This is a genomic window from Tunturiibacter psychrotolerans, assembly GCF_051013365.1.
Lineage (GTDB): Bacteria > Acidobacteriota > Terriglobia > Terriglobales > Acidobacteriaceae > Edaphobacter > Edaphobacter psychrotolerans_A.
Genome location: NZ_CP132941.1, coordinates 2,731,044 through 2,744,598, shown reverse-complemented (window position 1 = coordinate 2,744,598; position 13,555 = coordinate 2,731,044). Strand labels below are relative to the sequence as shown.

General features: G+C 57.1%; 14 protein-coding genes. 7 read left to right on the top strand and 7 right to left on the bottom strand.

Features of this window, described 5'->3' with window-relative positions:
• The first annotated feature begins 389 nt into the window (after nt 1-389).
• Nucleotides 390-869 carry a hypothetical protein gene (locus RBB76_RS11615; RefSeq protein WP_429632673.1) on the top strand — a complete coding sequence of 160 codons (480 nt, stop codon included), beginning with the start codon at nt 390-392 and terminating at the stop codon, nt 867-869.
• Between the two features lie 158 nt (nt 870-1,027).
• Here RBB76_RS11615 and aspS read toward each other — a convergent pair whose 3' ends face one another.
• The 3 genes from aspS to RBB76_RS11600 are packed head-to-tail and all read right to left on the bottom strand — an operon-like array spanning nt 1,028 to nt 4,677.
• Nucleotides 1,028-2,884 carry an aspartate--tRNA ligase gene (aspS, locus tag RBB76_RS11610; protein WP_429632671.1) on the bottom strand — a complete coding sequence of 619 codons (1,857 nt, stop codon included), beginning with the start codon at nt 2,882-2,884 and terminating at the stop codon, nt 1,028-1,030.
• 59 nt (nt 2,885-2,943) lie between these two features.
• Complete coding sequence (gene hisS, locus RBB76_RS11605) at nt 2,944-4,236, bottom strand: histidine--tRNA ligase (RefSeq protein WP_429632669.1); 1,293 nt, start codon at nt 4,234-4,236, stop codon at nt 2,944-2,946.
• Nucleotides 4,237-4,266: 30 nt separating this feature from the next.
• Nucleotides 4,267-4,677 (bottom strand): gamma carbonic anhydrase family protein, encoded by a 411-nt coding sequence (locus tag RBB76_RS11600; protein ID WP_429632667.1) that lies wholly within the window; start codon nt 4,675-4,677, stop codon nt 4,267-4,269.
• A 264-nt stretch (nt 4,678-4,941) separates the two neighbouring features.
• On the opposite strand from RBB76_RS11600, the gene rpsU reads away from it, so the two are divergent.
• Together rpsU and RBB76_RS11590 are read left to right on the top strand one after the other, a co-directional pair.
• Complete coding sequence (gene rpsU, locus RBB76_RS11595) at nt 4,942-5,139, top strand: 30S ribosomal protein S21 (RefSeq protein ID WP_014267628.1); 198 nt, start codon at nt 4,942-4,944, stop codon at nt 5,137-5,139.
• A gap of 285 nt (nt 5,140-5,424) precedes the next feature.
• A complete protein-coding gene (locus tag RBB76_RS11590; protein WP_429632664.1) occupies nt 5,425-5,838 on the top strand; it encodes a zinc-ribbon domain containing protein in 414 nt (137 codons plus the stop codon).
• A gap of 179 nt (nt 5,839-6,017) precedes the next feature.
• Here the strand turns inward: RBB76_RS11590 and rpmA are convergent, their stop codons facing one another.
• The 3 genes from rpmA to RBB76_RS11575 all read right to left on the bottom strand — a co-directional run bounded on the left by rpmA (nt 6,018) and on the right by RBB76_RS11575 (nt 7,650).
• The gene (rpmA, locus tag RBB76_RS11585; protein ID WP_179580270.1) at nt 6,018-6,293 is read right to left on the bottom strand and encodes a 50S ribosomal protein L27; all 276 of its coding nucleotides are present in this window, start codon (nt 6,291-6,293) and stop codon (nt 6,018-6,020) included.
• Between the two features lie 85 nt (nt 6,294-6,378).
• Nucleotides 6,379-6,705: a 50S ribosomal protein L21 gene (gene rplU / locus RBB76_RS11580; RefSeq protein ID WP_183974659.1), complete on the bottom strand. Its 327-nt coding sequence runs from the start codon at nt 6,703-6,705 to the stop codon at nt 6,379-6,381.
• A 693-nt stretch (nt 6,706-7,398) separates the two neighbouring features.
• Nucleotides 7,399-7,650: a hypothetical protein gene (locus tag RBB76_RS11575; protein ID WP_429632662.1), complete on the bottom strand. Its 252-nt coding sequence runs from the start codon at nt 7,648-7,650 to the stop codon at nt 7,399-7,401.
• Nucleotides 7,651-7,761: 111 nt separating this feature from the next.
• Between RBB76_RS11575 and RBB76_RS11570 the strand changes: the two genes are divergently transcribed.
• Nucleotides 7,762-8,532, top strand: coding sequence for an SDR family NAD(P)-dependent oxidoreductase (locus RBB76_RS11570; RefSeq protein WP_429632660.1), 771 nt, complete (start codon nt 7,762-7,764; stop codon nt 8,530-8,532).
• Between the two features lie 212 nt (nt 8,533-8,744).
• Here the strand turns inward: RBB76_RS11570 and RBB76_RS11565 are convergent, their stop codons facing one another.
• Entirely contained in the window at nt 8,745-9,206 is a 462-nt protein-coding gene (locus RBB76_RS11565; RefSeq protein ID WP_429632658.1) for a hypothetical protein, read from the bottom strand.
• Nucleotides 9,207-9,424: 218 nt separating this feature from the next.
• On the opposite strand from RBB76_RS11565, the gene dut reads away from it, so the two are divergent.
• From dut to purL, 3 genes are read left to right on the top strand one after another with little or no spacing between them, the layout of a single operon-like run.
• Nucleotides 9,425-9,877, top strand: coding sequence for a dUTP diphosphatase (gene dut, locus RBB76_RS11560; protein ID WP_429632656.1), 453 nt, complete (start codon nt 9,425-9,427; stop codon nt 9,875-9,877).
• Nucleotides 9,878-9,927: 50 nt separating this feature from the next.
• Complete coding sequence (locus tag RBB76_RS11555; protein WP_429632654.1) at nt 9,928-10,824, top strand: DUF5996 family protein; 897 nt, start codon at nt 9,928-9,930, stop codon at nt 10,822-10,824.
• Between the two features lie 44 nt (nt 10,825-10,868).
• Nucleotides 10,869-13,388 carry a phosphoribosylformylglycinamidine synthase subunit PurL gene (gene purL, locus RBB76_RS11550; RefSeq protein ID WP_429632652.1) on the top strand — a complete coding sequence of 840 codons (2,520 nt, stop codon included), beginning with the start codon at nt 10,869-10,871 and terminating at the stop codon, nt 13,386-13,388.
• The last annotated feature ends 167 nt before the right edge of the window (nt 13,389-13,555 follow it).

Here is a 13,555-nt window from a genome sequence, read left to right as displayed (position 1 = left end):
CCTAACAACCTTGAAAACTTTGTCATTTCGACCGAAGCGGCTCACAGTCTCACCGTGAGCCGCGCAGTGGAGAAACCCGCTTCTCATCCGCGCCAACCAAAAATCTTGTCAACCCCCCAACTGCCTCAAACCCGCGCCAATCAAGGGGATTCGCGTGGCGTATTAGTTCCGCCCCATCAGCTAAACTAGATGTAGAGATCACAAGAGAACCCCTGCACAGGCTGGGGTTTTTCGTTTTAACCAGCAACGTCGGCTAAGTCCTTTGCTGGCACGAATTTGGACGCAACTCCTTTGGTTGCACGAATTTAGCGGCCACGGCTGTCGCTATCTCACTGCAACTATAGGACTTACACGCAGGCAATAGGGGGGGTACCCCCGTGGGAGAACGCATGCAATACACACTCTGCCGCCATGTCAAAACAAACGGAACTCGATGCCAGGCTCCATCGCTCACCGATGGCATCTGGTGCTACTTTCACTCGCGCCTCCACCAGCGCCACGCAGCGTATCGCACTACCGAAGCCTCACGCGGCTACCTGGTCCCCGGCCAGCACATCGAGCTCACCGCCCTCGAAGATCGCGAGTCCGTACAGGTCGCTCTGTCCGTCGTCGTCAATGCCCTTGCTACTGGAAAGCTTGATACCCGCCGCGCCACGGCGCTGCTCTACGGCCTTCAGCTGGCATCGCACAATGCCACAAGCCTCAATACCAAACCCTACGCGCCCAAAATCGTCCGCGACGTCGAATCAAGCCCAGAAGGTTTGGACGTTGCACAACCGGGCGAAACCGTGGAGATCAACAATCACTACGATGAAAAAGCCGACTTCGCCCTCGATGACGACGAAGAAGAAGAGATCGAAGGATATTAGAACGCCCTGCGCGGGCAGCGGTCACTTCGTGACGCGTATATCGGCTTCGCCAAGAGCCTCCCGCTGGTCGGCAGCAAATACTCTCATCCCGACCAACGGGAGGGCCACCCAAAGGGGTATACAAGTCACGAAGTGACCGCCCCACGCGAAGTGGGCAGTTAGCTTCTAACCACAGTCTTCAAATGCAGTTCCCGCATCTGCTGATCGCTCACCGGCGTAGGCGCATCGACCATCAGGTCGATCGCCTTCGCCGTCTTCGGAAACGCAATCACCTCACGGAGGCTAGTCGCACCAGCAAGAATCATCACAATCCGATCCAGTCCCAACGCAATGCCGCCATGCGGAGGTGTGCCATACTCCAGCGCATCCAGGAAGAAGCCAAACCGCTCCTTCGCCTCTGCATCCGACATGCCCAGCGACCGGAAGATCTCCGCCTGCACATCCTGCCGGTGGATACGAATCGAGCCCGAACCAAGCTCCGTTCCATTCAGCACGATGTCGTAAGCAAGCGCCCGCACAGCTCCCTTGTCGTTCGTCAGCCGCCCCGCCTTGATGTCCTCTTCATGCGGCGACGTAAACGGATGATGCGCAGCATTCCAAACCTTGGTCTCCTCATCCCACTCATACATCGGGAAGTCGGTGACCCAAAGAAACTTGTAGTCAGCCTCAGTACCAGTCTTCACAAACCGTCCATGCTTGTCGGCAAACTTAGCAGCAAGCTGCAACCGCAACGCACCAACCCGCTTATAGATCCACTGCGGATCAAAGTTCCACTTAGCCGGAGTACCAATCTTGGGAGTTACTACAATGACTAAATCAGCGGCATCCACCTGGCTGGAAGCACCTTCGAACCGAGTCTGCTCCTCCGAAAGCTTCGCCTCAATCGTAGAAGCCAACGGAGCAAACGACTCATTCGTCTTCAACCGAGCCACATCCAAAAAGTCCAAGCCGGAGTCGCCAAACGTAGCCCGAATCTCCTCCACCAACGCACGCTTCTGTGTTCCGCTCAGCGCACCCGCCCTGGGAATCACGAACCCAAGCACCGGCAGCTCCTTCTCAATCTTCAACGTCTCGCGCAACTCAGCAGTCAACTCATCCGTCAGCGACACCATCGCCGGCAGCCGCATATCCGGCTTGTCGATCCCATAGTTCTTGATCGCATCGTCATAAGTCATCTGCACAAAAGGAGTCGTCAACGAGATCGAAGCCGTCTTGAACGCAGCAGTCAGAAAACCTTCAACCACGCGAAAAACCTTCTCCTGCTGGGGAAAGCTCATCTCAAGGTCGATCTGCGTAAACTCTGGCTGCCGGTCCGCACGAAGATCCTCATCGCGGAAGCATCGAGCAATCTGAAAGTACTTATCGAACCCCGAGATCATCAGGATCTGTTTGAAGATCTGCGGCGACTGCGGCAGCGCATAAAAGCTTCCCGCGTGCACCCGGCTCGGCACCAGATAATCACGCGCTCCCTCAGGCGTAGATCGCGTCATGAAAGGAGTTTCAATCTCAAGAAAACCCTGTTCAACAAGGTAGTTGCGAATCGCCATCGCAACCCTGCTGCGCAGCGCGAAGTTATGTTGCATCTCCGTCCGCCGCAAATCAAGATAGCGATACTTCAACCGAACCTCTTCATTCGCAATCGCGTCATCGGCTGGAGAAAACGGAGGAGTCTTCGCCTCATTGAGCAGCAGCAGTTCGCTAGCCACAACCTCGATCGCGCCGGTAGGCATATTCGGGTTCTCAAGGCCCGCACCGCGCCGCCGAACCTTACCCTTCACCGCAACCACGTACTCCGACCGCGCAGCCTCAGCCTTAGCATGCGCCTCGCCGGACACCTCTTTATCGAGCACGACCTGAGTAATCCCACTCCGGTCCCGCACATCGAGAAAGATCAGGTTCCCATGGTCCCGCCGGCGATTCACCCAACCCATCAACACCACCGGCTGCCCATCCTGCTCCACGCGAAGCTCGCCACACATATGGGTCCGCTGCAAACTACCTAAAAAATCCAACATGATCTCATCACTTTCAAAATCGAAGTCGCTCGCAAGGAGCTAATCAGGAAGCAGATTCACTAAGCGCGCAGAAAATCCGCAAGTTCAGCTCGAGGAACCTTCGTCTGATCTCCAGCACTAAAGTCTTTAACCGTCAGAATACCCGATGAAACCTCATCTTCGCCGACAATCACCATTCTCCGAGCGAGCTTATCGGCAGCTTCGAAGGACTTCTTCAGGCGGAAACTTCCATCTCCAACCTCAACCGAAAGTCCTGCTCGACGAAGCTCCTGAGCAAGCGCAAGCGCAGCAGCATTCCGTTCAACTCCCATCGGAGCAACGAACGCATCGAGCTTCTGCTCCTTCGTCCCAGCTTCCTGAGCCTGAAGCGTAAGGATCAACCGATCTTCCCCAATTGCGAACCCAATTCCAGGAGCCTTCGGACCACCAAGCAACTCCGACAATCCGTCATATCTTCCACCACCAAGCAGAGCGTTCTGAGTTCCCAAACCGCTTCCATCAGGCACAGTGAACTCGAACGTCGTCCGCGTGTAGTAGTCCAAACCGCGCACCAACCGCGGATTCACCGTATAAGCAACTCCACAAGCATCAAGCGCAGCAAGCACCTGCGCAAAGTGCTCCTTGCTCGCATCATCCAGGAAGTCAGCGATCTTCGGCAGACCATCGATGATCTCCTGATCGCCAGCATCCTTCGAGTCCAGCACACGCAACGGATTCGTCTCTGCTCGACGCTGGTTATCCGCACTCATCTTGTCCTTCACCGGAGCCAAAGCTTCCCGCAACGCAGCGATGTACTTCGGCCGATCGGTCGACGAACCAACCGAGTTCACCTCCAGCTTCCATCCCTTCACACCAAGCTCATTCAGGAAGGTAGAAAGCATCTCCAGAACCTCAGCATCGCGCAGCGCACTATCAGCACCCGACCAAGCCGGTCCAAGCACCTCAGCCCCAATCTGCCAGAACTGCCGATATCTTCCACGTTGCGGTCGCTCGCGCCGGAACTGCGGTCCGATGTAGAACAGCTTCTGCAGCATTCCAGTATCAGCAAGCTTGTGCTCGATGTACGCGCGTACAACGCCAGCCGTATTCTCCGGCCTTAGCGTCAGGCTCTGCGCACTATCGCTATCAGCGCGAGTGCGATCTTGCCACGTGTACATCTCCTTGGAGACAATATCAGTCTCTTCGCCAACACCACGCGCAAACAGCGCCGTATCCTCAAAGACCGGTGTCCGAATCTCCCCAAACCCATAACGTGCGAAGACGGCTCTGGCCGTAGCTTCCACATAGTTCCAAAGCGCAGTCTCCGGAGGTAACAGATCCCGAGTCCCGCGTACTGCCTTCAAAGTAGCCATCACATCCAGTGTAGCGAACCAACGCCTGGTTTACTCACCGGCTGCTTCTGCCAGATAGATCGCCGTGTAGTCCAGGTAGTTCTGCGCGTACTTCAGGATCAACTCCCGATCCGCATCGCCAAGCGTTCGTCGCACCTTGCCCGGTACACCAGCGACCAGCGAGTTCGGCGGGATCACCGTATGCTCCGGAATGACCGCTCCTGCCGCGATGATGGAGCCCTCGCCAATCCTCGCGTCATTGAGTACTGTCGCGCCTATGCCGATGAGGACTGCGTCCTCAAGCACACAGCCGTGCACGGTGGCGTTGTGGCCGATCGTGACCATCTCGCCAACTATGACCGGGTATAAATTGCGCATGCCGTGTAAGACAGCGCAATCCTGCACATTGCTGCGGGCGCCAATACGGATCGAGTTGACATCTCCACGTAGGACCGCGTTCATCCAAACGCTGGCTTGCTCTGCGAGTATTACGTCGCCGATTATCTGAGCTGAAGGATCGATGTAGCAGCTGGTAGAAATTACCGGTTTAATTCCTTGAAACGCTCGGATCATGGAAGAGATTTTACGCTGTGCCTGCAAAACTATTCAGTGCAAGACATAAGACGGTACTCGCCTCTGAATTACCAACGATTTATGTGATTTTCTCTGAAAAGACGAGTATTCTAGAAGATATCCCCATTGGGACTGGTTGGAGGTGTATTTTTCTTGGCAGAGGTTCGAGTACAAGAAGGCGAACCCCTTGAGAATGCCCTGCGGCGCTTCAAGCGCAAAGTGCAGACAGAAGACATCATCAAGGAAGTCAAGCGTCACTCTTTTTATCTAAAACCAGGTGAGAAGAAACGTGTGAAAGAAGCGCTTGCACGCAAGCGTAATCGCAAGAAGGTCCGTAAGGAGCAGGATTAGTTTCAGCTCCGTAACCATAGTGGGCCGTCTCCTTCTCTGATGAGGAGTTTGACGAGACGGCCCACCCAATCGCTAGAGATGGACTCCCGCTATCATCTAGCCCCGGCAGAGAGAGCTTATTCATAAGCTCACATTGACCGGCAAACGAGATGTTTCCACGAACGTGTAGTTCTGGGCCCCTTCAAATCCAAAAAGTAACGATCTTCACTAAAGGTAGACCCCTCGGCGGTGTCAGCCACGATCGACCTCCTGAGTGTTCTTCCTCCGTAGGACGGGAGAAGCGGCATGGAATTTCTGGATCGGCTATTAACCTGTGCAGACTGCGGCGGCGAGTTCATCTTCACCGCTGGGGAACAACTTTTTTTCTTCGACAAACAATTCAAGAACGACCCAAAGCGTTGTAAGCCGTGCAAGTCCAAACGCTCAGGGGTCGGATTGAAGGCGGGTACCGGGCCGGCGGCGGCAGGCCTGTCGCGGACCGAGACTCGCACCGAGTGCTCAGAGTGCGGGATTGAGACCACCGTGCCATTCAAGCCGACGCAGGGGCGCCCGGTGCTTTGCCGGCAGTGCTTCCAGAGCAAGCGAGTTCCTACGACTGGGGCGCTTGTTACCGCGGCGGCGACAGCAGAGATGGTTGCCGGCTCTCCTGGAGAGCGTATTCCGGCGAGCATCGAGTTGTTGGCGGCTTCACGAGTCTAGTCTGTGCGGTTGTCCATCGCCCTCATGATATGAGGTGGGTCGGGGTGTGCGCAGATTTTGTGACTTCGAACTTACAGTGATCTCTGAAATGCGAAAACCCTGCCTAGGCAGGGTTTCTTGATGCAAATTTGTGGTGACTACGTGGTAACTGATGGTCAGTTGCTGGTGAACTGTGGTGCTTAGACGGGAACTGAGGTCAGCTCTGCAGGATCGACGTTGACGAAGCGGCCGTGCTGGCCCTTGTCCTGGAAGCGGACGATGCCGTCGACCTTGGCGAAGAGGGTGTCATCCTTGCCGCGACCGACGTTGGCACCGGGCTTGAGCGGGGTGCCACGCTGACGGACGATTATGCCGCCGCCGAGGATCGTCTGACCACCGAATACCTTGACTCCGAGCCGCTGGGCGTTTGAGTCGCGGCCGTTTTTAGAAGAACCTAAACCTTTTTTATGTGCCATTCGATTGCCTCTTTCGCGCTGCCCTCTGGGCCTTTGCGCTCACTGAATCTTGAATTCCAAAAACTAAACTTGGGGAAGCTTTGTCTTACGCTTCTTTGAAGCTCTTGCCGTTGACGAGGATCTCGTTGATCTTGACCTCGACGAAGTTCTGGCGGTGCCCCTGCATCTTCTTGTACTGCTTCTTGCGCTTTAGCTTGAAGACGAGGATCTTTTCGCCGCGGCCGTGGGCGACGACGGAGGCGAGAACCTTGGCGCCGGTGAGGTCGGACTCGAACTTGCCCTCTTCGCCGCTGACGGCGAGGATGTCGGAAAATTCGATGTTGCCGTTCTCGTGGGCGGTTGTTTCAATCTTCAACTTCTCGCCAGGGGAGACCAGATACTGTTTGCCGCCGGTGCGGATGACTGCGTACATGACTAGAACCTCAAGCGGGGTCGCGTGATGCTGACCGCTTTCTTCAGAAAATAGATTGTGCTGCATGGGCGCATACAGGAGCACTACAGTAAGCCAACCGGTCAAGCCATCGCAGTCTGTACTTTCAATGACCGCCGGGCCTAAGCCTGTCGTCCCTGCAACCCTTGAGATGAAGACACATGGGTTGCAGCGCCAAACTTAATGAGTGTATCGCGTTCCTGAAGGGGGGTCAACGATAGGTGCTCTAATTTCCTTCTTTCCATTGATATCGGCCAGCCCCCTCCCCCCCCTTGCCTCGGGGGTATTTTGCAAGTAAGTCTATTGTTTTGATTAGCTTACAAGGGGGTGATGTCTGCAAAATACTGATTCTAGATATTTTACGCGCAAAATACTTGTTTTGTTGAAGTTGCGGCTGCTCTACCCTGAGCGGCCGGCTCTCTTTGCAACGAGGTTTGTTCTTTAATTGTACCGCGTTGGAAGGGGGTAATGCGCCACCTCAAAAACCGCGACTGGAGCGGGTTTTCGTATGTTTGGGGCTTGACGGGATCTGCGGTGGTGGGGAGATCATCGAATTTTACAGAGCGAAGTAATAGTGATCCTTCCCATTTGGCTAACGCTCAGGGGCAGGATGGCGAAAAAAAAAGAGCAGCGACAACAGCAGCAACAGATCGATAGCGGACAGATCGGACTTGGTTAGAGCCTCATCCACCCAAAAGCTGCCCTAATCAGAAAGCCCATCCCGCAAAGGATCGCCAAAACCATCTCAGCAATTCCAATTTTCTTCGTAAGAGATATGTATTTCGGGCCAGATAACCATTTCATCCCGAAGCGTACATTGATCCTGGCAAAAAACTCAGGGCGGCGGAACATTAGGAACCCCCAGCCACCAACCCAAATCACTCCGACTGCGGTGAAGATGGCTTCAAGATGGGGACTCTGCATCATTCGAGAGACATCTTCTCATGCGAAGTGCTCAAACTGGCCAACTAACAGCAGATCCCCGTCGGGGATGACACCAAAAAAGCAAGCGATGGCAAGGTCAACTAAGCTTGGAGCATGAAAGTTGCGATTGTTACTGGGGCGGCGCAGGGGATTGGACGTCGGGCTGCGGAGGTCCTCGCGGCGGCTGGGTATGGGTTGTTGCTGATGGATCTGCAGGCTTGTGAAGCTACGGTGGAGGCGGTGAAGAAGGCGGGCGTTGTCGTCGAGCAGGTGTTGGGGGATATTTCGGATGAGGCGGTGGTGAAGCGTGCGGTGGAAGTGGCGCGCTCGCGGTGGGGTCGCGTGGACGTGTTGGTGAATAATGCGGGCATCAGCTTTATTGCTCCGGCGGAGACTGTGGAAGGCGAAGCGTTTCTGCGGGTGTTGAAGGTGAACCTGCTTGCTCCGTTTCTGCTGGCGAAGGCGTTTGGCGCGATGATGCTGGAGCAGAAGAGCGGGAGCATCGTGAATGTGGCTTCGATTGCGGGGTTGGTGGGGATTGGGGATCGGTCGGCGTATAACGCCTCGAAGCATGGGCTGATTGGGTTGACGCGGACGCTGGCGGCGGAGTGGGGTGGGCGTGGCGTGCGGTGTAACGCAGTGTGTCCGGGGTGGGTGAAGACGGAGATGGATGTGGCGGATCAGGTGGGTGGTGGCTATAACGATGCGGATATCGAGGGCGCGAATCCTATGGGGCGGTTTGCGTCGCCGGAGGATATTGCGCAGGCGATTTTGTTTCTGGCAGAGCCTGAGCGGAGTGGGTTTGTGAATGGGCAGGCGCTTGCGGTGGATGGCGGGTGGACTGTTGATGGGAGTTGGCAGAGTCTGCGGATGCGGAAGCGATAGGCGGTAGCGTCGAGTTTTGGCGATGAAGTTCAGTCACGCTCAAGTTGCGGAATGATCAAAAAAAGGAAGGAACTGCGACGAAGCAGCAGCAGCCGGTGGAAAACGAAATACGGGGGGTCTGTCCACTGCGCAGTGGACGGTGAGACTGTCCGCTGCTTCGGTCGAGATGACAAATCTCAGAAAAACTCGACTGCAAGGACGGTAACGCTGCTTCAGGCTGCTAGTTCGAGGGTTTGGTAGTGGAGGTCTTCGAGCCAGTGGGCCAGGTCGAGTTTGCGGCTGGTGAGGTCGCGGGAGGCGATGAGGCTGAGGACGGCGTCCTGGAGCTCGGAGGGGAGTTCGGTGAAGGAGTAGTTGGTGCGGGTGCGGGTGATGATTTCGATCTCGTCGAGACCGAGGCGGTAGTCAAAGGCGATGGGGGGCGCGGGGGCGTCGGGTGGGGCTGAAGCGGCGCTGGTGACGAGGGTCGCGTCGAGGCGGGAGGCGGCATAGTAGGAGCCGGAATGGGAGAGGAGCAGGGTGATCGCCTGAAGGGTGGCGAACTGGGTGGGGTTGAGGTTCTGGGGGATGTAAAGGGTGCCGCTGTCGATGAGGCGCTTCAGCCAGATGGTTGGGGAAGGGTCAGTGGTACGGCGTAGAGGAGCTACAGTCATCTGTTCGGTATTGATGGCCACGATACGACTCTCCTGTTGGTTCGGGCACTGCATAGGTAGACGTCCCTCGTTAGTGATTTGACTCCGAGAAGGCGAGGAAAAGCCGAAAAATGAGCACGTGGTTCTCCCCCAAAGGTGGGATACAAAATCGGTTAGATGCTGTGGAGATGTGGATAAAAGGGACGTAATTCTGGCTTGGGCGAGAATAGTGTCTTCGGAATGATTCTTTTGGAGGATTGATGGGGTTGGGAGCGGAGGATTTGGTGCGGATTCGGGTGGTGAAGTTGCAGCCTGAGGCTCAGTTGCCACGGTATGCGCATACGGGGGAGTTTGGGGACCTGGCGGCGGACCTTTATGCAGTGGCGGGGACGACGATTGAGGCTGGGGCGACGGTGGCGGTGGCTACGGGCGTGGCGATGGAGTTTCCTTCGACGCATGGAGCGCTGGTGGAGGACCGGTCGGGGCTGGCGGTGCGCGGGGTAACGACGCTGGCTGGGGTGATCGATCCGGGGTATCGGGGGGAGATCAAGGTGGTGATGACGAATTTGAGCATGGCGGCGGTGGAGATCAAGGCCGGGGACCGGATTGCTCAGCTGCGGATTGTGCGCAGGATCGAGGCGGCGTTTGAAGAGGTGAGTGAGTTGGTGGAGGCTCCGCGGGGCGTGAAGGGGTTTGGGAGTACGGGGAGCTAGGTTTTTCGCTGCGGCGTATGCTTTCGGCTTGTGAGTGTTTGGGAGGTGTTATGAGCGGAGCTTCGCAGTGGCCTGAGCTGGCGTGGGGGGACTGGGCGGCGACGGCAGATACGCTGCATATGTGGACGCAGATAGTGGGTAAGACGCGGCTGGCGTTGACTCCGCTGCAGAACCACTGGTGGAATGTGCCGCTGTATGTGACGGCGCGGGGGTTGGGGACCTCGGCGATGAACTATGGGGACGACGTGCTGGATATTGAGTTTGATTTTGTGGCGCATGAGCTGCATTTGCGGATGGGGTCGGGTGGGTCTCAGGGGATGAAGCTGAAGGCGCGGACGGTGGCGGATTTTTATAAGGAATATCTCGGGTGCCTGGAGGTGCTTGGGGTTTCGGTGAAGATCAATCCGATGCCGGTGGAGGTGGCGCATCCGGTGCGGTTCGATATCGATACGGAGCATAAGTCGTATGACCCGGAGTATGTGCACCGATTTTGGCAGGTGCTGGTGCATGCGGAGAAGGTGTTTCGTGCGTGGGGGACGGGGTTTCTGGGGAAGGTGAGCCCGGTGCATTTTTTCTGGGGGAGCTTTGATCTGGCGGTGACGCGGTTTTCTGGACGGGTTGCGCCTCCGCGGCCGGGGGCGGACATGATTCAGCGGGAGGCTTATTCGCATGAGGTGATCTCGGCGGGGTTCTGGCCGGGGAACGGTGGGTATGGGGCGGCGGCGTTTTACTGCTATGCGGCTCCGGTGCCGGCGGGGCTGTCGGAGGCGACGATTCGGCCTGGTGAGGCCGGGTGGGATAAGGCATTGGGGGAGTTTGTGTTCAAGTACGACTTGGTGCGGGCGTTGGCGGCTCCGGAGAAGGCGCTGATGGAGTTTCTGGAGAGCGCGTATGGGGCTGCCGCGGATGTGGCGAAGTGGGATCGGGCGGCGCTGGAGCGGAGGTGAGGTGCAGCAGGGGGCTTAGCGTGCGACAATCTTAATAGCGAGCCATGCCAAATTTGCAAGCCCAGCAAGCCAAAGTCCCCTCTCCAGCCACCATTACTCCGGAGCTGCTCAAGCAGCACAGTATCACTCCGGAGGAGTACACGCGCATTGAAACGGCGCTTGGACGCACCCCTTCCCTGACTGAGTTGGGGATTTTTTCTGTGATGTGGTCGGAGCACTGCTCTTATAAGTCTTCGCGGGTGCATTTGAAGCGTCTGCCTACGAAGGGTGAACGCAAGACCGGGCCGGGGAGCGTGGTGCAGGGGCCGGGGGAGAACGCCGGGATCATCGATGTGGGTGATGGGTGGGCTTGTGCGTTCAAGATCGAGTCGCACAATCATCCGAGCTACATTGAGCCTTACCAGGGTGCCGCTACGGGTGTGGGTGGGATTCTGCGGGACATCTTTACGATGAATGCGCGGCCGCTGGCGGTGATGGATTCGCTGAGGTTTGGGCCTTTGGATGAGGCTGAAGCGGATGAGTCGCTGCGGAGGCGGAATCACCAGATCGCGACAGGCGTGGTGCATGGCGTGGCTGGGTATGGGAACTGTTTTGGTGTTCCGAATGTTGGCGGAGAGACGCGATTCGAGGCTTGTTATTCGGGCAATCCGCTGTTGAATGCCTTTGCGCTGGGGCTGGTACGCAGCGATGAGATTTTTTATGCGAAGGCTACGGGCGTTGGGAATCCTGTGATCTATGTGGGCGCGAAGACAGGCCGCGATGGGATTCATGGGGCTACGATGGCTTCTGAGGAGTTTACGGAGGGCTCAGAACAGAAGCGGCCAAATGTGCAGATGGGCGATCCGTTTCTGGAGAAGCTGTTGCTGGAGGCTTGCCTGGAGGCGATGGCTACTGGCGCGGTGCTTGGGATTCAGGATATGGGTGCGGCTGGTTTGACGTGCTCGACTTGCGAGATGGGCGCGCGTGGGGATCTTGGGTTGACGGTGGAGCTGGATCTGGTGCCGCAGCGCGAGACGAAGATGTCGAGCTACGAGATCATGTTGAGCGAGAGCCAGGAGCGGATGCTGCTGGTGGCCGATAAGGCGCGAGCGCAGGAGGTTCTGGATGTGTTCGCGAAGTGGGGACTGGATGCTTCGATCGTCGGGGTGGTGACGGAGAAGCCGAATATGGTGATCACGCAGCATGGGGAGCTGGTGGCGGATATTCCGAACAGGAGCTTGACCGATGACGCTCCGGTGTATCACCGGCCTGTGGGAGTTTGGAAGGCTCCGGTGCCGCTGGATCCGCCGGCGCATGTGCTGGAAGAGTTGAAGAGGCCGCGGGACCTGACGGCAGATTTGAAGTTGCTGCTGGCGAGCTCTAATGTCTGCGATAAGCGTTGGGTGTATGAGCAGTATGACTCGATGGTGCAGACCAACACGGTGCAGGGACCGGGTGGTGAGGCAGGCGTGATCCGTATCAAGGGCACGGGGAAGACAACAGGAGCCGCGCGTCATCGTGGCTTGCTGGGAAAACTGGCGGACCTGGTAGCTTCGTCGACTCCGCAGGGCGAGGCCACGCTTGCGACCGATAGCCTGGACTCAACGAATCCGGTGGTTTTGCCGGATGATTCGCATGAGTTTACCGAAGCGGAGAAGGGCGATCGCGGATTGGCGATGGCGCTGGCGGGCAACGGGCGATGGACGTATCTCGATCCGAAGCTTGGCGCGATGCATGCTGTCGCTGAGGCGGCGCGAAAGGTTGCGTGTACTGGTGCGATGCCGGTGTCGGCTACGAACTGTTTGAACTTCGGGAATCCGGAGAAGCCGGAGATTATGGCGCAGCTTTCGCAGGCGATCGATGGAATTGCCGAGGCTTGTATTGCGCTGGGAACGCCGGTGACGGGTGGAAATGTTTCGCTCTACAACGAGACGAAAGGCGAGGGGATTTATCCTACGCCGGTGCTTGGGATCGTTGGGATTATCGATGATGTGACCAAGGCTGTGCCTTCTGCGTTTCGCAAAGCGGGCGATGTGATTCTGTTCCTTTCGGCGTTTCAAGGCGAGGGGCGGAAGATCGAACGGGAGTTTGGATCGACCGAGTATGCGAAGACGGTGATGCATGAGCTTTGGGGCGCTCCGCCGCTGCTGAATCTCGAGGAAGAGGCTGCGCTGCATAAGGCGCTTGCCGCGCTTGCGGAGAAGCGTTTGCTGGTTTCAGCGATGGACATCTCGGATGGTGGCTCGGCGGTTGCGTTTGCGAAGGCTTGCTTTCCGCGAGAGTTGGGAGTTCGCGTGGCGATGAATGTCTCTGAGAGCGAGCCGTTTGCGTTGAAGGAACGTTTCTTCAGCGAGATTGGTTCGTCGGTTATTGTCTCTGCCGAGGCGAGCAACGTGGAAGCGATTCGGACTTTGCTTGCTGAGCATCCCAAGATGTGGATGGCGCCGCTCGGCGAGGTGACTGCAGGCAACTACGAGTGTTCGATCAATGGAAAGAAACTGATTGATGAACCGATCGCTGCGTTGAAGGCGGCGTGGACGGGCGCGCTGGAAGAACAGTTGGCCGCAGAGGTGGTGACGGCATGAGCGATCTTCTGGTTGAGGACGAGTTGGTGGCTGACGAGCTTGTCACAGCAGATTCTTCCGCTGCGACTTCGCTCAAAGTGCAGAGTGACAGGCAAAGAACGGACAACGACGGAATACAGGGATCCTTCGCTTCACTCAGGATGACGACTTCGAGGGGGGCCGGCGGG